Raw genomic sequence first — 20493 nt, 5'->3', positions numbered from 1 at the left:
CATCTGGGGACTCCTGAATTGCTTCTTCGACTGAACGACCCGGCCTTCTACGCGACAGGCATTCTGTTGGCCGGCGCCATGATATTCACGCCCATTGTCCTGGCCTATCGGCAGCAGGCGGATGGCGCGCAGAACATCATCGAATCCGGCATCGAGGCCGGCTTCGATCGCCTGCAATCGCTTGTCGCCGGTCCGGGCATTGCGACGTCAGTCACGGTAAATGCGAGCGGCGGGCAATCCGTTGTCGTCCTGGCCGAGAATCGCCTTGGCGATCCGGTGATCGTCTCGTCTGCAGGCGCCTTCATTCCGCTCACGCGCCGCGAACTCGAAGTGGTTCAGGGCCACTCGCTGCTGGTCGAATATCACGTCAGTGCCGCCCCCGGCAGCGAGGCCGACCAGGTCCATCTGGGCCTGTTTCAACGGGGTATCGGCCAGAATGGATGGCAGCTGGCAGACATTCCGGCCGACGGTCAGCCGATCGCTGTCACCCTGACCCCGCCGCAATGTGAGGCCGAGTACTTTTTCATCGGCTTGTGGCCGGAGACGCTGGGCGAACCGGGCGCCATCCAGCTCGACAGGATACGCATCGAAATGCTCGAGCCGATCGAGTGCGGGGGTCAGTAATGCCGAAACCGTTGCGCGTAATCGTGACCGGGGCCGCCGGCTTCATCGGCCATCATGCGGTCAAGGCCTTGTTGAAAGCCGGTCACGAAGTCCTGGCGCTGGATAATCTGAACGAGTATTACGATCTCAAACTCAAGACCGATCGGCTCGAGCAGATCGGAAGTCCCGGCGGTTTTGCATTCGAGAAAGTCCATATCTCGGAACACGAGAAAATCGCGTCGATCTTCGACAAATACGCGCCGACACACGTTTTGCACCTCGCGGCACAAGCCGGCGTCCGGTATTCGATCGACCACCCGTTCTCCTACATCGACTCGAACATCAAGGGCCATTTGTCGATTCTGGAAGCGGCGCGACACTCGCGCTCGCTCGAGCACATCATTTATGCTTCGTCCAGCTCGGTTTACGGCAACGACACCGAGCCGCCCTTTTCCGAATCTGACCGGGCCGACACCCCGGTCTCGCTCTATGCAGCCACGAAACGCGCCGACGAGCTGCTCAGCGAAAGTTATGCGCGGCTCTATGGAATTCCGCAGACCGGGCTTCGCTTTTTCACCGTTTACGGACCGTGGGGACGACCCGACATGGCCTACTGGCTGTTCACCAGGGCCATTCTCGATGCGAAGCCGATCAAGGTCTTCAACAATGGCGAGCTGGAGCGGGATTTTACCTATATCGATGATGTCATCGATGTGCTGATCCGCATTGTCGAGGAAAAGAACACCGGCTTTGGCCACCGCTTGTACAATATCGGTGGCGCGAAACCGGTCCCCCTCAAGAAATTCATCGAGGTGATCGCCAAGGCTTGCGACCGCGAAGCAGAATGCGAATACCTGCCCATGCAGAAGGGCGATGTTTACCGCACGCACGCGGACCTGACCCGGATATCGCGCGAATACGGTTATGCGCCGAAAACCGAAATCGAGACCGGTATTCCCCGTTTTGTCCAATGGTATCGGGATTACTTTCGGATCTAGGCGCCCTCGGGCTCGATTACCCTTCGCTCGATGCCGCGAAATGCCGGATTCGGGCTAAATCGAATTTTATGTTTTCTGGTCGAGTATGCGGCAAACGCCCGGACGCACGGCTGACAGAGCTGGATCTTTCATGGCGACACGGAAATCAGTGCAGGCGACGGCCGAACGGTTTTGCGATTGGATGCGCGACGCCGCCCTGCCGGTATGGGCCGAGACCGGCTGGGACCATTCGCGGGGCGGGTTTTTCGAACGCCTGAATCTCGATGCAACGGCGGACCGGGACGCCATCCGACGTGTCAGGTCGCAGGCCCGCCAGATCTATGTTTTCGCACATGCCCACGAGCTCGGCTGGTTTGACGGCAAGGCGCTGGCGCTGAAAGGCCTCGACTATCTCGTCGACAAGGCCTGGAATGCCGGTGGTGCGCCGGGCTGGGCGATGAAGCTTGACGCCGATGGCCGGGTCTCGGATGCGCGGCGCGATCTCTACGAGCATGCCTTTGCGCTGCTGGCGCTCTCGCACGTCTACCGGATCACAGGCGATGCGCAGGTCAAGGCGCTGGCGATGGACACGCTGGCCTTCATCGACGAGGTCATGGGTCACACGTCGGGCGGTTGGCGCGAATCCGACCCGGATCGCCAGCCACGCCGCCAGAACCCGCACATGCACATGTTCGAGGCCAGCCTCGCCCTGCACGAGGCGTTCGGCGGGCAGGCGCATCTGGCGCGCGCCGGAAGCATCCTCCGCCTGATGCGCGACCATTGGCTGTTGCCGTCCGGCGGCCTGCGCGAGGTCTTCAAGGATGACTGGTCACCCTTGCCCGGTTCGGAAGGACGCAAGACCGAGCCGGGACACCAGTTCGAATGGGTCTGGTTGCTTGACCGCTATGCCGAGCTTTCCGGCCACGAACCGGGACCGGAATCGGCGGGGCTTTATGCGTTCGCAACAGCCTATGGCCGCTCGCAGGCCAGCGGGCTGATCGTGGCCGCGGTGCGCGATGATGGCGTCATTCTGGACGGTTCGGGACGCACCTGGCAGCAGACCGAACATCTCAAGGCCGCCCTGGTTCAGGGCATGCGTGAGCGGTCCGGCGGGTGGAGCAACGCCCAGGATGCGCTGCACCAATTGTTCTCCAAGTTTTTGAAACCGGCGCCGACGGGTTGCTGGATCGATGCCTATGATGAAGCCGGCAATCGCGCCGTGAACCACATCACAGCCTCGACGCTCTATCACCTCCTCGTCGCTGCGGTAGAGGCAGACCGCGTCTTCAACCGCAAGGCCGGATCGATTCGCGAGGTGGCAGGATGATTTCCGTCCGTCCGGCCATTCTCTGCGGCGGTTCGGGCGAACGCCTTTGGCCCCTGTCGCGTCAGGCAAAACCCAAGCCTTTTCACGCGCTGCTTTCCGGGCGCACGATTTTCGAGGACACGCTGTTGCGGTGTCGCGGTGCCGGCGAGGGTGTCGCGTTTTCCGATCCGCTGGTGATTGCCGGCGCGGCCATTGAAGCGCCGGTCCGCGAGGGATTGACCAGCGCCGGCATCACGCCAGCAGCGTCGGTCTTCGAACCGGTGGGGCGCAACACGGCACCGGCGGCCGCGCTCGCCGCATTGCTGGCCCAGAAGCAGGACGGGCCGGACGCGCTGGTCCTCATTGTCTCTTCCGATCACCATATCGCCCCGGTCGCGAGCTTTCGGGAAACAGTGGCCGCGGCGGCGCCACTGGCGGCCGATGGCAGGATCGTCGTCTTCGGCATTCCGCCGACGCGGCCGGAGACCGGTTATGGCTATATCCGCAAGGGCGAGGCGCTTGGTGAAGGCTTCAGCGTCGCCGCGTTCGAGGAAAAACCGGACGCGGACACGGCCGCACAATACCTTGCTGCCGGTGACCGGTACTGGAATGCCGGCATTTTCCTGTTCAGGGCCGACGTCCTGCTCTCCGAACTCGCGCGTTATGAGCCGGAAGTACTGCACGCCGTGCGATCCGCCTTGCAGGCTGACAATCATATTGACGAATCCGCTTTTGCCGCCAGCCCGTCCGTTCCACTTGACATAGCGGTGATGGAACGCACGCGGCATGCCGCCATGATCCCGGCGCGTTTTGCGTGGTCGGATGTCGGTACCTGGCCGTCCCTGGCCGACGCGCTGGACAAGGATGGCGACGGCAATGTCCTGGCCGGCGATGTGATGGCGATCGACACGACCGGCAGCTATCTGCGGGGCGAGGGCGTGACGCTGACAGCGCTCGGCGTCGAGGATCTTGTTCTGGTGGCCACACCCGATGCGGTATTCGTGGCGCCACGTGAGCGCGCGCACGAAGTCAAGCAGATCCTGACGAAAATGAAATCGCAGGATCGCGAAGACCTGCTTTAATTTCGTCAACTTCGAGTCCTACTTGAAGTTTTTGGTATTTGGGCTGATTTTAACGACAGCATGTCCAGTAGAAACGATCCGATGGCGGCCGCCATCTCCCGGCTCGACCGGGCGATCTCGCAGGTCGAAGCCAAGCTCAACCGTCTGCAGTCCGCCGCGCGTGAGACCGGTGATGCAGACGCCGACCGTGCGCGTCTCGCCGAAGAGCTCGACCGGGCGCGCGCCAGCGAATCGGCGATGGCGGACGCGGCACAGGCCGCCTCCGACGCGTTGGGAGAGGCGATCGAGGAGCTCCGCACAGCGGCGCAGGAAGCAGAAGCCGCAGCGGAACCGGCCGATGGGTAAGGTCTCCGTCACGCTCAACGGCCGCGCCTTCACGATTGGCTGCGAGGACGGACAGGAAAGCTATCTGCGCGAGCTCGCGCGTCATCTCGACACGCATGTCACGGACTTGTCCCGGCAGGTCGGCCAGATCGGCGATCTGCGCCTGCTTCTGATGGCCTCGCTTGTCGTTGTCGATGAGCTGAAAACCGCCCAGAACCGGCTTGAAGCTTTGGAGAGCCATCTCAACCGGCTGAAAAGCGAGCAACCCCGCGGCACCGCGTCAGACGCCGATCCCGACGGGCTGGTCGACGCCCTGAACGGTATTTCCGAGCGTCTCGAAGCACTCGCTGCAGCCGAGACCTCTTGAGGATGGCTCCGCAGAGGTCCACATATGTCGGTGGCGGTCTCTGCGACATGCGTCAGGACTTTAATTCCCCGCGACCTTACATCTCATCATGGGAGCTGCCTCTGATTGGGACCGTGGTCCCTGATACGCGGCGCCCACCTACGTTTGTGGGTTCGATGGGAATTTACAAAGTCCGACGGTGATCGTGGGGCCGCTGCATGTTTTCGAACTGGCAAAAGAAACGGGCAAGAGCAAGGGCGCTGGAAAGGCGCCGGACAGCTCACCACGACCTGCCGGATGCACCTTCCGGCCTCGTAAGCCACTTCCCTGACGAGATCTGGCCGGGCGTCGGCGCAGTGGTGGCTGGCTACCATGCCGTCAACAGCGAGATCGATCCGATCCGCCTGCTCGAGACATTTCACTGCGAACAGGCGCGGCTGGCGCTGCCGCGTGTCGAGGGTCCCGCTGCGCCGCTGGCATTCCATCAATGGCTTCCGGGCGATGAACTCGAAACCGGTGCGCACGGCATCGCCACCCCGCATGCCGATGCCCCGCAACTGACGCCCTCCCTCCTGCTGATTCCGCTTCTTGCGGTCGATGAGCGCGGCTTCCGGCTGGGCTATGGCGGCGGATATTACGACCGGACCTTGAGCGCGCTTCGCGCCACCGGACAGGTCACCGCTGTCGGCCTCGGCTATGACATCCAGCGCATCAAAAAGCTGCCGGTGCAGCGCCATGATCAGCGTCTCGATTGGATTATCACCGAAAAAGGGGCATATCGCTTCGCCTGAACCACGGGACGGCAGACATGCGGATTGCTTTTTTCGGAGATATTGTTGGCAAATCGGGGCGCCGTGCGCTGGCCGACCATCTGACGGGCCTGCGCACATCGCTGTCGCTCGATTTCGTGGCCGTCAATGCCGAGAACGCCGCAGGAGGGTTCGGTATCACCGAACGCACCGCTGAAGAGTTGTTCGAGGCCGGCGCCGATGTGCTGACACTGGGCAATCACGCCTGGGACCAATCCGAAGCCCTGACCTATATCGGACGCGAACCGCGCCTCCTGCGCCCTGCCAATTACCCGCCCGGGACCGCCCCGGGCCGCGGTGCCGGCGTGTTTCCTGCGAGCAATGGCGCCATGGTGTTCGTGACCAATGTGATGGGCCGCCTGTTCATGGACCCGCTGGATGACCCGTTCGTCGCAGTCGAGCGCGAACTGTCAGCCGCGCCGATGGGCGAGGTCTGTGATGCTGCGCTTGTCGACTTCCACGGCGAAGCGACAAGCGAGAAAATGGCGATGGGAAATTTCTGCGATGGCCGCGCCAGCCTCGTCGTCGGGACGCATACGCACGTCCCCACCGCCGATCATCGTATCCTGCCGCAGGGCACGGCCTACATCACCGATCTCGGCATGACCGGCGATTACGAGTCCATTATCGGCATGGACAAGGAAGAACCGATGCGCCGCTTCACCACTCGCATGCGCTCGGGCCGTTTCCAGCCGGCCGAGGGCGAGGGCACTTTGTGCGGCATCGTCATGGAAACCGATGACAAGACCGGACTGGCAAAAAAGCTGGCGCCGGTACGCGTCGGCGGCGTTCTGGGGCAGGCCGAGCCCACGCTCTAGATTGCGCCCTGGCCCGCGGCTTTCCAGTCTTTCAGGAATGCCGCCAGTCCCGTGTCAGTCAGATCGTGCTGTACAAGCGCATCGAAGATATTCGGCGGCAGGGTACAGGCGTCGGCTCCCGCCATCGCACTGCCTTCGACATGGTCCACCGAACGGATCGACGCCGCGAGAATCCGGGTGACGAATCCGTGCTCGTCATAAAGCGCACGGATATCCTCGATCAATTCCAGACCGTCCTGGCCGATATCGTCCAGCCGCCCGATGAAGGGCGAAACGAAAGTGGCGCCGGCTTTCGCCGCCAGCAGCGCCTGATTGAGCGAGAAGCACAGCGTCACATTGGTCGCGATACCATCATCGGTCAGCGCCCGGCAGGCTTTCAGCCCGTCCATGGTAAGGGGCAGCTTGACGACGACATTCTCGGCAATCGCGGCCAGCGTCTGACCCTCCGCGATCATGCCGCTGGAATCGGTGGCAACCACTTCGGCGCTGATCGGGCCGGGAATGACGCCGCATATGTCGGCGATCCGCTCCTTGATATCGGCGCCCGCTTTCGCGATCAGCGAGGGATTGGTGGTGACACCGTCGACCAGCCCGCTATCGGCGCGGGCGGCGATCACATCCAGCTCGGCGGTATCCAGAAACAACATCATGGTGGCAATCTCCTCATAGCCTCCCGGGCTTATCCAAGGCCGGTGAAAGAAACGTGACGAGGCGGCTTGGAGGCGCAGCCGCTTATGCGCTAAGAGCAGCGCAATGAATTGCGCCCGCATCGGCTGCGGGACCGAAATGGAGGCGACCGCATGGCCGGACACTCGAAATGGGCGAACATTCAGCACCGCAAGGGCCGCCAGGACAAGGCGCGCGGCAAGCTGTTCTCGAAATTGTCGAAAGAGATCACGATCGCCGCCAAGATCGGCGGTCCCGATCCGGACATGAACCCCCGCCTGCGGCTGGCGGTCGCCAATGCCAAGGGCCAGTCCATGCCCAAGGACAACATCCAGCGCGCCATCGACAAGGCGTCCGGCAACGATGTCGAGGCCTATGAGGAAATCCGCTATGAGGGCTTTGGCCCCGGGGGCGTCGGCATCATCGTCGAGGTCTCGACCGACAACCGCAATCGCGCGGCCTCCGATGTGCGCACCGCCTTTTCCAAGAATGGCGGCAATCTCGGCGAGACCGGCGCGGTCGCCTTCATGTTCGATCAGGTCGGCGAGATTCGCTACCCCGACACCGTCGCCGACGAAGACGCCATGTTCGAGGCCGCCATCGAGGCAGGCGCCGAAGATGTCACCCATGAAGAAGGTGATCCCGACGAGGACGAGCCGGGAGAGCGCATCGTCTTTTGCGCGCGCGACGATCTGGCTGAAGTAGCCGGCAATCTCCAGGACGCGCTGGGAGAGCCCAAATCGGTCAACATCATCTGGAAGCCGCAAACCCTGACACCGGTCGAGTCCGACAAGACCGATGGGGTGATCAAGCTCCTCGAAGTGCTGGACGATCTCGATGACGTCCAGAACGTCTACGCCAACGCCGACTTCCCGGATTAGGCCATGGCCGGCGGGCTGAGCTTTGTCGATGCGATCAACTGGCCGTCCGGCCAGGGGACCGGCGATGATCGCTACGGTTTTGACGAAAGCGCCGGCACCGCCTGGGTGGTCGACGGCGCGACCGATATCGGCACGATGCGGCTTTTTCCGGACGCGCTTGTGGCCGGAGCAGGTCAGGCGCTGGGTTGGGAAAGCGACGCAGCCTGGTATGCCGATCGCCTGTCCGAACGGTTTACAAGGCCGCCCGGCCGGGACGAGCCGGCTCGGGCCTATCTGGAAAGTGTGATCCGCGACATTGCCGCCATGGCCAGGTCTGAAGCGTCCGTGCCGATCGACGGCCAGCCGCGCCACAATCTGCCGAGCGCCGGCGGGATCTGGATGCGGCGCCAGCAAGACACGCTGGAGATCGCTACGCTTGGCGATTGCATGGCATTCGTCGACACAGGCGGGCAGTGCGAGATCGTTGGCGATGTCGAGGGCATCCGTGAGGAATACCGGCGCTGGGGCGAAACCATGCGCGGCGGCGACCGTGAGGCCGGGTTTGCCCAGGCGCGCGACATGCGCAACCGGATGAACACGGACGGCGCACACTGGGTGTTCTCGCTGCATCCCGAAGCCGCGCAGCATGCGGAACTGACCCGCATCGGATTGCGCGGCGATTCAAGCATTCTGCTGATGTCGGACGGGTTCTTCCGGCTCGTCGAGCCATATGGTGCTTACGATGCCGCAGGGCTGATGACGGCCGCGCGGGACGAGGACGGGCTGTCCCGCCTCGCTGCCGAATTGCGCCAGCGCGAGCAAAATCCAGAAGACGATGCCGCCATGGGCCGTCTCAAGACATCGGATGACGCCTGCGCCCTGCTGGTCGCGATCAGCTGACCGGCTTTCTCGCGACGATCAGATCCTGAAAGGCCATGGCGTGATCCAGCCCGCGCCAGGTACCGGCATGAATTTCACCTTCCACGGTCAGGTCCGCCTTGCCCAGGCAGCCCAGCACCGCCTCCCGTTCATGGGCAATGGCCCGCTCCGGCGTTCGCGCATCAATGGTCGCGGAAAGCGCGTCCAATGGGTCGCTGAACCGGTAGGCGGCGCGCCCTGTCGCCATCGCCACGCGGGCGTCCGGATCCAGCAGGAACGCCGTGAACAGGAAGGTCCCGCCGGGTTTGAGGCAGCGTGCCACCTCGTCGATATAGCGCGCGACGCCAGCGATCCGCATATGCGTGAAGACGGAGGTGGCAAAGGCGAAATCAAGCGTGTTGTCGGCGACCGGAAAGCCGAATTCGGAATCTTTCAGCGTGCCGCGCGGATTGTATTCCGCGTTGAAGAGGTCGGCATGGAGGAAGCGCGCGCGATCATCGCTGCCCACCCGTTTCTGCGCACTGGCAATCGCCGCCATCGATGGATCGAACCCGGTATAGCGGCCGGCGGCGTTCAGCCAGCCCAACAGGCCCTCCGCCATCCGGCCCGGCCCGCAGCCGATTTCCAGTACTTCTGCATCCGGTTGAACGCCGCAGAGCGCTCGCGCCCACAGCGTGATGGCCTCGCCCGCAGCTTTCCAGTCACCGTCTCCGGACAGGTCCGCCAGCGCCGGATCTGCGGCTTCCGCCCAGCCCAGAAGCGCTGCGGCCATGCGGGCAGGCCGGCGCAGTCCGCGAACCACCGGCCGCGGCAGCAGGCGATTGGCCAGATCGCGCATCACTCCGGCAGTGGAAATCGGCCGATCACCGGCTCGGTCAGCGACCCCAGCCAGAGATCGCCATTGGCGTCCGGTACCACATTGGCCAACAGGCCGAAGCGCGCATCCGGGTCGTGATAGCTGTCGAGATAATTGCCGTCCTCGTCGACCACCAGGACAAAGGCTTTCGGCGTTCCGGCGCGCAGCCAAACCGATTCCGGCAGCTTGGTGATCATCTCGGTCAGAAAGGGATTGCGGTGCAGGAAACGCATGATCGGCAGGCGCTGCGTATCCATCGCGATGTAGAGCCGGCCCTGGCCATCGCCCATCAGACCGTCCGGAATGCCCGGCAAATTCTCGGCGACGATCTCAAACTCGCCGGCCCGCGGACCGCCGACCCAGTAGCGCGAAAGACGGTAGCGGTAGGTCTCGAGCACAAAGACGGCCTGCCCGTCGGCGGACATCGCCACGCCATTCGCGAAATATAGCCCGTCCTGCAGCACCGTCATCTCGCCCGTGTCCGGGTTCAGCGCATAGAGCAGGCCATAGGGCCGGTTCTCGGCCATGTCATAGGCATATTGAGGCGTGCCGGTACCGGCGCCCCAGCGCCAGGAAGCTTCAGAGAAATAGATCGTGCCGTCCGGCCCGATATCCAGATCGTCGGCAAAGGCGAGCGGATGTTCGGTTTCGCCGGTCGACAACAGGGTCACCGTGCCGGTGTCGACATCGATCCGGTAGATGCCGTCAATCGCCGCGGCGACGAGATGCCCGTCGCCATCCCATTGTAGGCCGAGCACGGAATATCCGTCCGTCACCTGGGCGGCGGTCTCGCCCTCCCAGCCATCATTCGTGCGGCGCAGGCGCACCACGGAGCCATCATGTTGCCCGCTATAGACCGCCCCGTCCGGGCCGATCGCGACATCTTCCGATGTGTGCAGGAGCGGGTGGCGGATCAGGTCGGCCCCGGCCAGCCGGCCGCGCGGTTCCAGTACGTCGGTAAGGGCCGGCGGTTCCGGCTCGTCCCAATACGCCGGATCGACCCGCGCCGGCCACAGCCACCACACCAGGCCCAGAGCCAGGACCACGCCAAGAATGATGAAGATCGTCCGCATGTTGTTTCCCCCGCCTCCGTGAACCCTAGCGCGAAGCAGGTCGCTGCGGGAAGGCCGCAATTTGCTGTGGGAAATCGCCCGGGTTCGCGCTAGGGGGAGCGGCGAATCCCGCTATATGCTCCGCGAAGCAACCGACCCCGGATGGCCCGCCATGACCGCGCTTGATCTCAACACGTTGAAACCAATGGCGAATGCCGTTCGCGCGTTGGCGATGGACGCCGTCGAGCAAGCGAAGTCCGGCCATCCCGGCATGCCGATGGGCATGGCTGACGCCGCAACCGTGCTCTGGGCACGCCATCTGAAATTCGATCCCGATAATCCGGACTGGCCGGATCGTGACCGTTTCGTGCTGTCGGCCGGCCACGGATCGATGCTGATCTATGCGCTCCTCCATCTGACCGGCTATGCCGACGTCACGCTCGACGAGATCCGCAATTTTCGCCAGCTCGGATCGAAAACGCCGGGCCATCCGGAATTTGGCCACACGACGGGTGTCGAGACCACGACCGGACCGCTCGGGCAGGGGCTCTCCACAGCCGTCGGCATGGCGCTCGCCGAGCGTATTCTCAATGCCCGTTTTGGCGACGACCTGGTCGACCACCGCACCTGGGTGATCGCCTCCGATGGCGATCTGCAGGAAGGCATCAGCCACGAAGCAATCTCGCTTGCCGGTCATCTCGGTCTCAAGCGGTTGGTCGTGTTGTGGGACGACAATTCCATCCAGATCGACGGCGACACGGCACTGGCCGAAACGACCGACGTCCTGAAACGTTTCGAGGCCGCTGGCTGGACCATCGATGCGGTCGATGGGCACGACATGCAAGCGGTTGATGACGCGCTCGAGCGGGCGAAGCAGTCCGACCGCCCGGTGCTGATCTCCTGCAAGACGGTGATCGGCTTCGGGGCGCCGACGAAGGCCGGCAAGGCATCCAGCCATGGCGCGCCGCTCGGCGGTGACGAATTGGCCGCAGCCAAGAAGGCCATCGGTTGGGACCATGGTGCGTTTGATATTCCTGACCTGATCCGTGCCGACTGGACCGCTGCCACAGGACGCGGCGCACAGGCGCGCGCCGAATGGCAGACCCGGCATCAAACCTCTTCGCGCCAGGAAGAATTCGACGCCGCGTTTGCAGCGACATTCAATGCATCGGCCGCAACGGCACTGGAAGCCTGGCGCAAGGAACTGGCTGCAGAAAAACCGGACCTCGCCAGCCGGGCCGCGTCCGGCAAGGTGCTGGAACAGATCGTTCCCACAATGCGCGAACTGGTCGGCGGCTCGGCCGACCTCACCGGATCCAACAATACGCGGACCCCAAATCAGGGCGTCATCCAAGCGGGCGCCTATTCCGGCCAGTATATCCATTACGGCGTGCGCGAGCATGGCATGGCGGCCTGCGCCAACGGGATGGTGCTGCATGGCGGCGTCCGCCCCTATATCGGCACTTTCCTGGTGTTTGCCGACTATTGCCGCCCCGCCATCCGGCTGGCCGCACTGATGAACCAGCCGGTCACCTATGTCTTCACCCACGATTCCATCGGGCTCGGCGAAGACGGCCCGACCCACCAGCCTGTCGAGCACCTCGCCTCGCTGCGTGCCATGCCGAATGTCCGCGTGTTCCGGCCGGCGGATGCCTTGGAGACAGCGGAATGCTGGGAAGCCGTGCTCAATCACACAACCGGGCCTGCCATTCTCGCCCTGTCACGCCAGAAGCTTCCCTTCCTTCGCAATGATGATGCGGCCGAGAACCTGTCTGCGCAGGGCGCCTACATACTGCGCGATGCCAAGGATGCAAAAGCGGTGATCATCGCCACCGGTTCGGAGACCGCGCTTGCGGTCGAGGCCGCCAAGCTGCTGGAGCGCAAGCAAATCCCGGTGCGGATCGTGTCCGCGCCCTGCCTCGATATCTTCGTCGAGGAAGACCGCAAATATCAGGACGAGGTCCTACCCGAAGGCCTGCCGCGAATCGCCGTGGAAGCCGGTGTCCGCCAGGGCTGGGATGCTATTATCGGCCGCGACGGTGGCTTTGTCGGCATGACCGGCTTCGGCGCCTCGGCACCGGCCGAAGCGCTGTATGAGCATTTCGGAATAACCGCCGAGAAAATCGCCGAGGAAGTGTTGGCGCGGGTCTAGCTGACCCGCTCCACGACACCGAAACCGAACAGCTTGTCGAGCGCCTTCCGGGCCTCGTCCTCGCCGGCATCTTCAAAGGCCGACTGGCCGAACACTTCACCATCGAGAACCTTGTCCAGCCCGGCTTCGGCGGAAGCGGGGAACACCAGCTCGCCTCCGGCGGTGATCAGCACCAGCCGGTCGCCGTCCTCGGCGAGCCGCCACGGAATGTATGGCCGCAGCCGGAATTTCGCGCCGGGCTCGGCGGTTGCGCCGCGTCCGGTCAGCGCACCCTCGGAATAGGGCGGGCGCGACCGGATGAAATTGTCGACGAACAGGTCGAACGCATTGTCCAGATTGGCCTCTTCGGCGATCTTCGCGACCAGCGTCTTGAAGTGCGCTTCGGCGCTGCTGCGATCGAATTCGGCGTGCGCATAGCGGGGCGGTAGGGCTTGGCGGAATTCGGGATGCTGCAGGGCGACCTCCGAGACCGCTTCCAGCATCAGGTCGGCCCACGTCTTGACGATCAGCCCGACCGTGATGTGCAGGCTGTCGGCTTCGCCCTGGGTCTGCGCGTCATGCATCAGACCGCGCGGCACATAGGCGGCATCTCCGGCCTTGAGCACAAACTCGTCGACCAGCTCGCCGGGCTCGTCGCGATCAATATTGAATCCCTCGCCGCGGAACGGCTTGTCGACCGTCTGGTCGTAGATCCGCCACAGCTTTTCGCCTTCGACCTGGAGCACGAACACGTCGTGGTCGTCATAATGCGTGCGGAAGCCCTGATTGTTGGGCGGCGTCATGTAGATATTGGTCTGCACATGGCAGCTAAGTTCGGCCTCGAGCGCCCGGCTGAAAGATTTCAGCACGAGCTCGGACTGGTGCAGCTGCGGCAGGATCAGCGTCGCGCCTTCCTGGTAGAGATGGGCAATGCTGCCGCGGTCGGCAAAGCCATTTGCGAGAATGAACTGGTCGCGCGTGATCTGCGGCTCGGCGCGCGCCATGTCGACGCTGTCGCCATTGAAATCGTGGCTCGCCAACAGATGGTCTATGCGCGCGATCGACAACAGATCGCTGTACCGTCCCGGGTCCTTGCGCGGAATGATAAGCGCTTTGCGCTCGAAATAGTCACCGAAGAATTCATCCGCCTTCTGGGGGCCGATGATGTAGTCGAGGACGTTGTCCCCCCACGGAAATTCGCTCATTCAATCCCCCGGCGCCAAGCATAGCGCATTCATCCATTTCCTGAATGAAAACAGCTTGTCGGTATAAGTCCAGTGACCCCGGCAGCGTCGCGATGCCGCGCCTAGCAGCGATCGCCCTGTCCAACCGGATCGGCATAACTTCCGGTATCGCTGTCGGTACAATTCCGCCGTCCGCGTCCACCCCGGCCTTGTCCGACCGGATCGGCATAGGCCCCGGTATCACGGTCCGTGATGCCCGACTGTCGCCCGCCACGTCCATTGCCGACCGGGTCCGCATAACTGCCCGTGTCGCGATCGGTAATGCCCGACCGTCCGCCACCGCGACCATTGCCGACCGGGTCTGCGTAATTACCGGTATCTCTGTCGGTGATACCGCTTTGTCGGCCGCCCCTGCCGGCCCCAACCGGGTCGGCATAGGCACCGGTATCGGCGTCGGTAATGCCGGTACGTCCACCACCCCGGCCATAGCCGGCCGGATCTGCGTAAACGCCGGTATCGGCATCGGTCAGCCCGGTATAGGCGCCCGTCGTCGTACACCCCGTCACGACGCCGGCAGCGCCGGTCGCCAATCCGGCGCCGGCTACACGCGTAAGGAAAGAACGGCGCGATAGCTTGGTTTTCCTGGCCATGATGTTTGCCTGCCTTTCTGACTGGGTGAACTAGCAGCGATCTCCGCGCCCGATCGGGTCGGCATAAGTGCCGGTGTCGGTGTCGGTACAGCGACGGCTACCGCGGCCGCGGCCAGCCGGGTCGGCATAGGAACCGGAATCGCTGTCGGTGATGCCGGACCTGCCGCGACCGTTTCCGGCCGGGTCGGCATAGGTGCCGCTGTCGCTGTCGGTGATCCCTGTGCGCCGCCCGCCGCGGCCACGTCCGGCCGGGTCGGCATACGCGCCAGAATCACTGTCGGTGATGCCGGAGCTGCCGCGACCGTTGCCGGCGGGGTCGGCATAGGTGCCGCTGTCGCTGTCGGTAATGCCGGTGCGACGGCTGCCGCGGCCATTGCCCGCCGGATCTGCGTAACTTCCGCTGTCGCTGTCGGTAATGCCGGACCTGCCGCGTCCATTACCGGCCGGATCGGCATAACTGCCGCTATCACTGTCGGTCAGTCCGGTTCGCCGGCCACGGCCATATCCGACGCGGTCGGCATTGCTGCCGCCATCGCTATCGGTGACGCCGGTTCGGCCATATCCGGCACGGTCGGCATTCGAGCCGAGATCGGAATCCGTCCGGCCGGTATAGTTCTGCGCCAACGCCCCACCGGTGATCGTCGCGGCGGCGCCGGCAGCGAGTCCGCCTCCGGCCACGCGCGTCAAAAACGAACGGCGGCTGAGTTTACCTTTTTTGGCCATGGTGGCCTCCCCTGAATTCTGAATTTCCGGCGTCAGCCGGGTCCCACGCCCGGCGATGTTACGCGGGAGGGTTTCGCGGGGTCAAAGGGAAACCGGCCGCAATCAGAGGATTCAGTCCAGAAAAGTCGAAAAAAAGCCCGCTGCCTGCGAGTGGCTCGCAAATACAGTGAGAATAGAAATCAAGTGCAAAAATGGCGCACAAAAAAGCCGGCTGCCTGGAAGGCAACCGGCTTCATTGTTTTGTTAGTCGCTTGAACTAGCCGCCGCGACCACGTCCGGCCGGGTCCGAGCAACCGCCCGAGTCGCTGTCCGTATAGCCGGAATTGCCACGACCGTGGCCAGCGTTGTCGGCGCAGCCGCCCGAGTCGGAATCGGTCATGCCGGTGTAACCCGTGCCGCGTCCGGCCTGATCGGCGTAAGCGCCGCCGTCGCTGTCGGTAATGCCCGTGCGGCCATTGCCCGCCGGGTCGGAATTACCGCCGCTGTCGGAGTCTGTCCGGCCGCGAATGACGGCCGCACCAGCGACCGCACCAACGGCGCCCGTGACGGCCACGCCCCCGGCGACGCGGGTCAGAAATGAACGCCGGCTGAGTTTACCTTTTTTGGCCATGAGGAGGCCTCCCCTGATAATTGAACTATGTACGCTGTCCCCCACACGGGTACGTCAACACAAACACTAGGGGGTCGGTCCAAAGGCCGTCAAACAAAATCGAACAATTACTTGGGGTTCTGATTATCATTCTCAAAAAAATGCCCACTTTAATGCAGTTGGAGCCGGTTTTATTGTTTGTAATAATTATTCGCAACGAACCTTGCGGCGATTTCGGGCGTCTACCCAAACGCGGCCTGTACGCGCCATCTGGGCGCTGATGCTGATTCCGGGCTAGCCTTGCCGGATGAGCGAAGCGATTCGGATACTCGGCATTGATCCCGGCCTGCGTCATACCGGTTGGGGCATCGTGACGGTAACCGGGACCCGCTTGTCGCGCGTGGCGGAGGGGCGGATTTCGCCGGCCACGGACCTGCCTTTGCCTGAACGGTTGCTCGCGATCCATACCGGCCTCGAGGACATTATTGCCCGCCACGCCCCTGACGAGGCGGCCGCAGAGGAAACCTTCATGGCCACCAATGCCGCCAGCGCGCTCAAGCTGGGCCACGCGCGGGCGGCGGCCTTGCTCGCCCCGGCGCGCGCCGGATTGCCGGTAGCCGAATACGCTGCCCGGCTGGTGAAGAAATCCGTGGTCGGAACCGGCGGCGCCGACAAGAACCAGGTTGCTGCAATGATCGCCATCCTGCTGCCGGGTTGCAAGGCAGAGGGAGATGCAGCCGATGCGCTCGCTGTCGCCATCTGCCATGCCCACCATCGCGGCAGTGCGAAACTGGGGAGTGCAGCATGATCGGCAAATTGCGTGGCCGGGTCGATGCAATCGGCGAGAGCGAGGCGGTCATTGATGTCAACGGTGTCGGCTATCTCGTCGGCATGAGTGGACAGGCCCTGGCGCGCCTGCAGCAGGGCGAGGAGGTCGAGATTCACATCGAGACCTATGTCCGTGAGGACGCTCTCAAGCTCTGGGGATTTCTGTCAGAACGCGAGCGCGCCTGGTTCGCGCGGTTGCAGCTGATCCAGGGCGTCGGCGCCAAGGCGGCGTTGGCCATTCTCGATGCGCTCGGCGTCGACGAGCTCGAAAGCGCGGCAGCCCTCGGTGATGCTTCGGCCTTTGGCCAGGCGAAGGGGGTGGGACCCAAGCTCGCAGGCCGGCTGGCGCTTGAATTGAAAGACAAGCCGCCACCGATGGGCCGGGCTTTTGCACCGGGCTTTAACGTCGCGGCCTCCGCCGGCATTGCCTCGGCCAATCCGGCCGAGAACTCCGGAAGCGCGAACCCGGCGCGCCAGGATGCGGTTTCGGCGCTTCTAAATCTGGGTTATGCGGAGACCGACGCCCGCCGTGCAGCAGCCGCCGCCAGCCGCGCCAATCCGGAGGCGGAAACCGGCGAACTCATCCGCCTCGCCCTGAAGGAGTTGTCGACGTGAGAACGCTTCCGTCTGCACTGGCGCTGGCAAGCTTTTCCGTGCCTGCCCAGGCGCAGGACGTCACAATCCGCTTCCTTGCCAATGAGGGCGTGCATATCAGCGACGGCGAGACCGCCGTGCTGATCGATGCCCTCAATTGGAATTCCTACGAGGGACGTTACGCGCTGCCCTCCGATGAGGCCCGGGCGAACATGATAGCCGGCGCAGCGCCGTTTGACGCGGTTACGGCACTCCTGTTCACGCATATTCACGGCGATCACTCCGACCCTGACAGCGCGGCGGACTTCCTGCTGGCGCAGGATGAGGTGATCGTCGCTGCGCCTGCGCAGGTGACAGATGCCATTGTAAACGGCGATCTGCCGGAAGCGGCCCGCAACCGGGTCTTTCCGGTTGAAGCGTCGGCCGCCGAGCCCGGCCCCTGGACGCACCCCTTTCTCGATTACATCGAGGGCGCCTGGCTGTTTCACCGCGAGGGCGTCGACAACATCACCTGGCATGTCGAGATCGGTGGCATTTCCGTCCTGCATCTCGGCGACACGGCACCCCGGATGGCCGATTTTTCGGTCTGGGATGATACTGCGTTCGACGTCATCTTATATCCGTACTGGTTTGCACAGATGCCCGAAGGCGTCGCCTTCCTCGAATCGCGCCCACAGGCCCGCGCCATCGCTTTCCACCTCCCGGCGGCTGCGACACCGCAGACCATCCGCGCGGCGCTGGGCGACAGGGAATATCTGTTCGGCGAGGGCAGCACGGTAGTGATACCGGCCCATGACTGACGGCCGCGATATCTCTCCCGAGGCGCGGCCGGAAGATTCGCGGGACCGGGCGCTGCGGCCGCTGTCCTTTTCGGAATTCGTTGGTCAGCCCGCCGCGATCGCCAATCTGAAGGTCTTCGTCGCGGCCGCCCGACGCCGCGAGGAAGCGCTGGATCATGTCCTGTTGTCCGGTCCGCCCGGCCTCGGAAAGACGACCCTTGCGCAGATCGTCGCGCGCGAGCTGGGCGTCAGCTTCCGGGCAACGTCCGGGCCGGTGATCGCCAAGGCCGGCGATCTCGCCGCCATCCTCACCAATCTCGAACCGCGCGACGTCCTGTTCATTGACGAGATCCACCGGCTGGCGCCAGCGGTCGAGGAAATCCTCTATCCGGCGATGGAGGATTACTGCCTCGACCTGGTCATCGGCGAGGGCCCGTCGGCGCGTACCGTGCGGATCGATCTGCCACCCTTCACACTGGTCGGAGCGACCACGCGGGCCGGTCTGCTGGCCACGCCGCTGCGTGATCGGTTCGGCGTACCCGTGCGGCTCGAATTCTACGACACGGACGAGCTCGCCGGCATCGTCGCGCGCGCTGCCGGAAAACTGGGCCTCGGCATGACCGACGACGGTGCGCGAGAGATCGCATGCCGCGCCAGGGGCACACCGCGCGTCGCATCGAGACTGCTGCGCCGGGTCCGCGATTTCGTTGAGGCCGATGGTGTCAGCCACATCGACGCCGCGGCAGCGGATATTGCGCTCAAGCGCCTCGAGGTCGACGAGATCGGACTGGACAGTCTCGACCGCCGCTATCTCAACGCGCTGACCGGGCATTTCGGCGGTGGACCGGTCGGACTCGACACCATGGCCGCCGCCCTGGCCGAAGCCCGTGACGCGCTCGAGGATGTGGTCGAGCCCTTCCTCATCCAGCAGGGCTTTATCCAGCGCACGCCACGCGGACGCCTCGCCGCGGCCCGCGCCTGGACGCATCTTGGCCTCGACGTGCCGCAGAGCGCGCAATCGGGACTTTTCGATTCGGAAAAATGATCAGGCGACAGCCGCGTCGAACATACCGGCACGCCGCAGCGGCAAGCGGGCCTCGAACAGCGCGCCCCGTCCCGGCGAACTCGACAAGGTAAGCTCACCACCCATCAACCGGCAGAGGCGCCGCGAAATGGCCAGGCCGAGCCCGGAGCCGCCATATTTGCGTGTCGTCGTGCTGTCGGCCTGTGTAAAGGGCAGAAACAGCCGTTCGGCCTGATCCGGTGAAATACCGATCCCGCTGTCTTTCACCGCGAACACAATATTGCCGCGACGGGCACGGACAGCGAGCGCGACTTCGCCGTCGCTGGTGAACTTGATGGCATTCGACAGGAGATTGTTCAGGATCTGGCCGAGGCGCAGCGGATCGCCGATATAGGTGGCATTCAGCGCCCGCGGCAGGTCAACGCGGAGCGTCAGCCCCTTGGCCTCCGCGATCAGCCCGTGCAGATCCCGGGCATTGTCGACCACATTGCGGAGCTCGAAGGGCACCTGCTCGATCGTCACTTCTCCGGACTCGATTTTCGACATGTCGAGCACGTCATTGAGCAGCGCCAGGAGCATTTCGCTCGAGCGCTCGATAATTTCGATCTGCGAAGCCTGGGTTTCATCGAGCTTGGAGCTGCGCAACAGCGCGATCATGCCGAGAATGCCGTTCATCGGTGTACGGATCTCATGGCTCATATTGGCCAGGAATTGCGACTTCGCGGCATTGCCCGCATGAGCGGCCTTGCGGGCCGAGTCGAGCCGGCGATTGGCGCTCTGCATCTCCGACTGGAAAATGACCACGAAGGCCGAGATGGCGGTAATGAGCACGCAAAGCGTGATCGTGTTCCAGTTCGCGGCACGCGCCTCATCGAAACCGCCCGGCAACCGCGGTAGTGCGTCCTGCGCGAAATACATGCCAATCACGGAAACGATGACCAGTGCAGCGCCGACAATTCCGGCGCGGGCATTGATCAGGAATGTCGCGAGGATCGGCAGGCCGGTGAGATAAAGGATGACCGGGTTGGCCGCGCCGCCAATGGTGGCGGCTGGCAGCATGATCAGGACATAGACCAGGGTCAGGACCAAGCCGGAGATCAGCTGGATGCGGCCGGTGAGGTGAAGAGCGACGGGTGCCAGCAAAAACAGAACTGGACCAAAAAGGCCGATATAGGTCTGCACCGGATAGTCGCCGACCATTTCGGAAAACGAAACAACGGTGGTCGTGATCGCGAGGATTCCGAGGATGGTCGACATCGCCGCCAACAGGCGCTCGCGCGTTGTCCTCAGGACATCGCCATCATGCGCGTGCGGCCAGAAAATCCGGAACAACTGAAGTCTGCGCATGGATTGACGGCCACCCTCCTGCCAAGCTCTATCAGGGTATGGAGCGCCTCCTACGAGGGAGTTAAT

At 63.7% G+C, this 20493-nt stretch carries 23 protein-coding genes and 1 other RNA gene; 16 read left to right on the top strand and 8 right to left on the bottom strand.

The features are described 5' to 3' along the window. The first annotated feature begins 18 nt into the window (after positions 1–18). The 9 genes from ACOOFN_RS05000 (at position 19) to ACOOFN_RS04960 (ending at position 6265) form a co-directional block, all read left to right on the top strand. A complete protein-coding gene (locus tag ACOOFN_RS05000) occupies positions 19–624 on the top strand; it encodes a hypothetical protein (RefSeq protein WP_420434290.1) in 606 nt (201 codons plus the stop codon). After that, positions 624–1601 (top strand): NAD-dependent epimerase/dehydratase family protein, encoded by a 978-nt coding sequence (locus ACOOFN_RS04995; protein WP_420434288.1) that lies wholly within the window; start codon positions 624–626, stop codon positions 1599–1601. The genes ACOOFN_RS05000 and ACOOFN_RS04995 overlap by 1 nt, the downstream gene beginning before the upstream one ends. A 130-nt stretch (positions 1602–1731) precedes the next feature. Continuing rightward, positions 1732–2907, top strand: a complete 1176-nt coding sequence (locus ACOOFN_RS04990) for an AGE family epimerase/isomerase (RefSeq protein WP_420434286.1) — start codon at positions 1732–1734, stop codon at positions 2905–2907. After that, positions 2904–3968: a mannose-1-phosphate guanylyltransferase gene (locus ACOOFN_RS04985; protein WP_420434284.1), complete on the top strand. Its 1065-nt coding sequence runs from the start codon at positions 2904–2906 to the stop codon at positions 3966–3968. Before ACOOFN_RS04990 ends, ACOOFN_RS04985 begins: the two co-directional genes overlap by 4 nt. Positions 3969–4028: 60 nt before the next feature. Then, on the top strand, positions 4029–4313 hold the full coding sequence (locus tag ACOOFN_RS04980; protein ID WP_420434282.1) for a DUF4164 family protein: 285 nt from the start codon (positions 4029–4031) through the stop codon (positions 4311–4313). Then, positions 4306–4659, top strand: coding sequence for a cell division protein ZapA (locus ACOOFN_RS04975; protein WP_420434280.1), 354 nt, complete (start codon positions 4306–4308; stop codon positions 4657–4659). Before ACOOFN_RS04980 ends, ACOOFN_RS04975 begins: the two co-directional genes overlap by 8 nt. 34 nt (positions 4660–4693) lie before the next feature. Next, a non-coding RNA gene (gene ssrS / locus ACOOFN_RS04970) (6S RNA) lies at positions 4694–4854 on the top strand. Positions 4855–4856: 2 nt separating this feature from the next. Continuing rightward, positions 4857–5429, top strand: a complete 573-nt coding sequence (locus tag ACOOFN_RS04965; protein WP_420434278.1) for a 5-formyltetrahydrofolate cyclo-ligase — start codon at positions 4857–4859, stop codon at positions 5427–5429. 17 nt (positions 5430–5446) lie between these two features. Then, positions 5447–6265, top strand: a complete 819-nt coding sequence (locus tag ACOOFN_RS04960) for a TIGR00282 family metallophosphoesterase (RefSeq protein WP_420434276.1) — start codon at positions 5447–5449, stop codon at positions 6263–6265. Here ACOOFN_RS04960 and fsa read toward each other — a convergent pair. After that, entirely contained in the window at positions 6262–6915 is a 654-nt protein-coding gene (gene fsa / locus ACOOFN_RS04955) for a fructose-6-phosphate aldolase (RefSeq protein WP_420434274.1), read from the bottom strand. The two genes, ACOOFN_RS04960 and fsa, sit on opposite strands and share 4 nt — an antisense overlap. 150 nt (positions 6916–7065) lie before the next feature. On the opposite strand from fsa, the gene ACOOFN_RS04950 reads away from it, so the two are divergent. Further along, complete coding sequence (locus tag ACOOFN_RS04950) at positions 7066–7812, top strand: YebC/PmpR family DNA-binding transcriptional regulator (protein WP_420434272.1); 747 nt, start codon at positions 7066–7068, stop codon at positions 7810–7812. Positions 7813–7815: 3 nt separating this feature from the next. After that, the gene (locus ACOOFN_RS04945; protein ID WP_420434270.1) at positions 7816–8691 is read left to right on the top strand and encodes a hypothetical protein; all 876 of its coding nucleotides are present in this window, start codon (positions 7816–7818) and stop codon (positions 8689–8691) included. Here the strand turns inward: ACOOFN_RS04945 and ACOOFN_RS04940 are convergent. Both ACOOFN_RS04940 and ACOOFN_RS04935 read right to left on the bottom strand, forming a co-directional pair. Continuing rightward, positions 8684–9508 (bottom strand): class I SAM-dependent methyltransferase, encoded by an 825-nt coding sequence (locus ACOOFN_RS04940; protein ID WP_420435017.1) that lies wholly within the window; start codon positions 9506–9508, stop codon positions 8684–8686. The two genes, ACOOFN_RS04945 and ACOOFN_RS04940, sit on opposite strands and share 8 nt — an antisense overlap. Beyond that, the gene (locus tag ACOOFN_RS04935) at positions 9508–10599 is read right to left on the bottom strand and encodes an SMP-30/gluconolactonase/LRE family protein (RefSeq protein WP_420434268.1); all 1092 of its coding nucleotides are present in this window, start codon (positions 10597–10599) and stop codon (positions 9508–9510) included. Before ACOOFN_RS04935 ends, ACOOFN_RS04940 begins: the two co-directional genes overlap by 1 nt. 151 nt (positions 10600–10750) lie before the next feature. On the opposite strand from ACOOFN_RS04935, the gene tkt reads away from it, so the two are divergent. After that, positions 10751–12730 (top strand): transketolase, encoded by a 1980-nt coding sequence (gene tkt, locus ACOOFN_RS04930; RefSeq protein ID WP_420434266.1) that lies wholly within the window; start codon positions 10751–10753, stop codon positions 12728–12730. Here the strand turns inward: tkt and ACOOFN_RS04925 are convergent. The 4 genes from ACOOFN_RS04925 to ACOOFN_RS04910 form a co-directional block, all read right to left on the bottom strand. Beyond that, entirely contained in the window at positions 12727–13914 is a 1188-nt protein-coding gene (locus ACOOFN_RS04925) for a cupin domain-containing protein (protein WP_420434264.1), read from the bottom strand. The two genes, tkt and ACOOFN_RS04925, sit on opposite strands and share 4 nt — an antisense overlap. 101 nt (positions 13915–14015) lie before the next feature. Beyond that, positions 14016–14543 carry a hypothetical protein gene (locus ACOOFN_RS04920; RefSeq protein WP_420434262.1) on the bottom strand — a complete coding sequence of 176 codons (528 nt, stop codon included), beginning with the start codon at positions 14541–14543 and terminating at the stop codon, positions 14016–14018. 30 nt (positions 14544–14573) lie between these two features. Then, a complete protein-coding gene (locus ACOOFN_RS04915; RefSeq protein WP_420434260.1) occupies positions 14574–15266 on the bottom strand; it encodes a hypothetical protein in 693 nt (230 codons plus the stop codon). 256 nt (positions 15267–15522) lie between these two features. Next, positions 15523–15876: a hypothetical protein gene (locus ACOOFN_RS04910; protein ID WP_420434258.1), complete on the bottom strand. Its 354-nt coding sequence runs from the start codon at positions 15874–15876 to the stop codon at positions 15523–15525. A 286-nt stretch (positions 15877–16162) separates the two neighbouring features. Between ACOOFN_RS04910 and ruvC the strand changes: the two genes are divergently transcribed. Genes ruvC through ruvB form a run of 4 tightly spaced genes read left to right on the top strand, consistent with a single transcriptional unit; the run spans position 16163 to position 19101 of the window. Further along, positions 16163–16663, top strand: coding sequence for a crossover junction endodeoxyribonuclease RuvC (ruvC, locus tag ACOOFN_RS04905; RefSeq protein ID WP_420434256.1), 501 nt, complete (start codon positions 16163–16165; stop codon positions 16661–16663). Continuing rightward, positions 16660–17298 (top strand): Holliday junction branch migration protein RuvA, encoded by a 639-nt coding sequence (ruvA, locus tag ACOOFN_RS04900; protein ID WP_420434254.1) that lies wholly within the window; start codon positions 16660–16662, stop codon positions 17296–17298. The genes ruvC and ruvA overlap by 4 nt, the downstream gene beginning before the upstream one ends. Then, the gene (locus ACOOFN_RS04895; protein ID WP_420434252.1) at positions 17295–18077 is read left to right on the top strand and encodes a hypothetical protein; all 783 of its coding nucleotides are present in this window, start codon (positions 17295–17297) and stop codon (positions 18075–18077) included. Before ruvA ends, ACOOFN_RS04895 begins: the two co-directional genes overlap by 4 nt. Then, positions 18070–19101 carry a Holliday junction branch migration DNA helicase RuvB gene (ruvB, locus tag ACOOFN_RS04890; RefSeq protein WP_420434250.1) on the top strand — a complete coding sequence of 344 codons (1032 nt, stop codon included), beginning with the start codon at positions 18070–18072 and terminating at the stop codon, positions 19099–19101. Before ACOOFN_RS04895 ends, ruvB begins: the two co-directional genes overlap by 8 nt. Here the strand turns inward: ruvB and ACOOFN_RS04885 are convergent, their stop codons facing one another. Continuing rightward, positions 19102–20427: a sensor histidine kinase gene (locus tag ACOOFN_RS04885; protein WP_420434248.1), complete on the bottom strand. Its 1326-nt coding sequence runs from the start codon at positions 20425–20427 to the stop codon at positions 19102–19104. It abuts the gene before it with no gap. Positions 20428–20493: the final 66 nt, after the last annotated feature.

The sequence above is a fragment of the Hyphobacterium sp. genome, from assembly GCF_965217055.1.
GTDB lineage: Bacteria > Pseudomonadota > Alphaproteobacteria > Caulobacterales > Maricaulaceae > Hyphobacterium.
The sequence above is the reverse complement of the archived record's forward strand: the minus strand, read 5'-3'. Positions and strand labels throughout refer to the sequence as shown.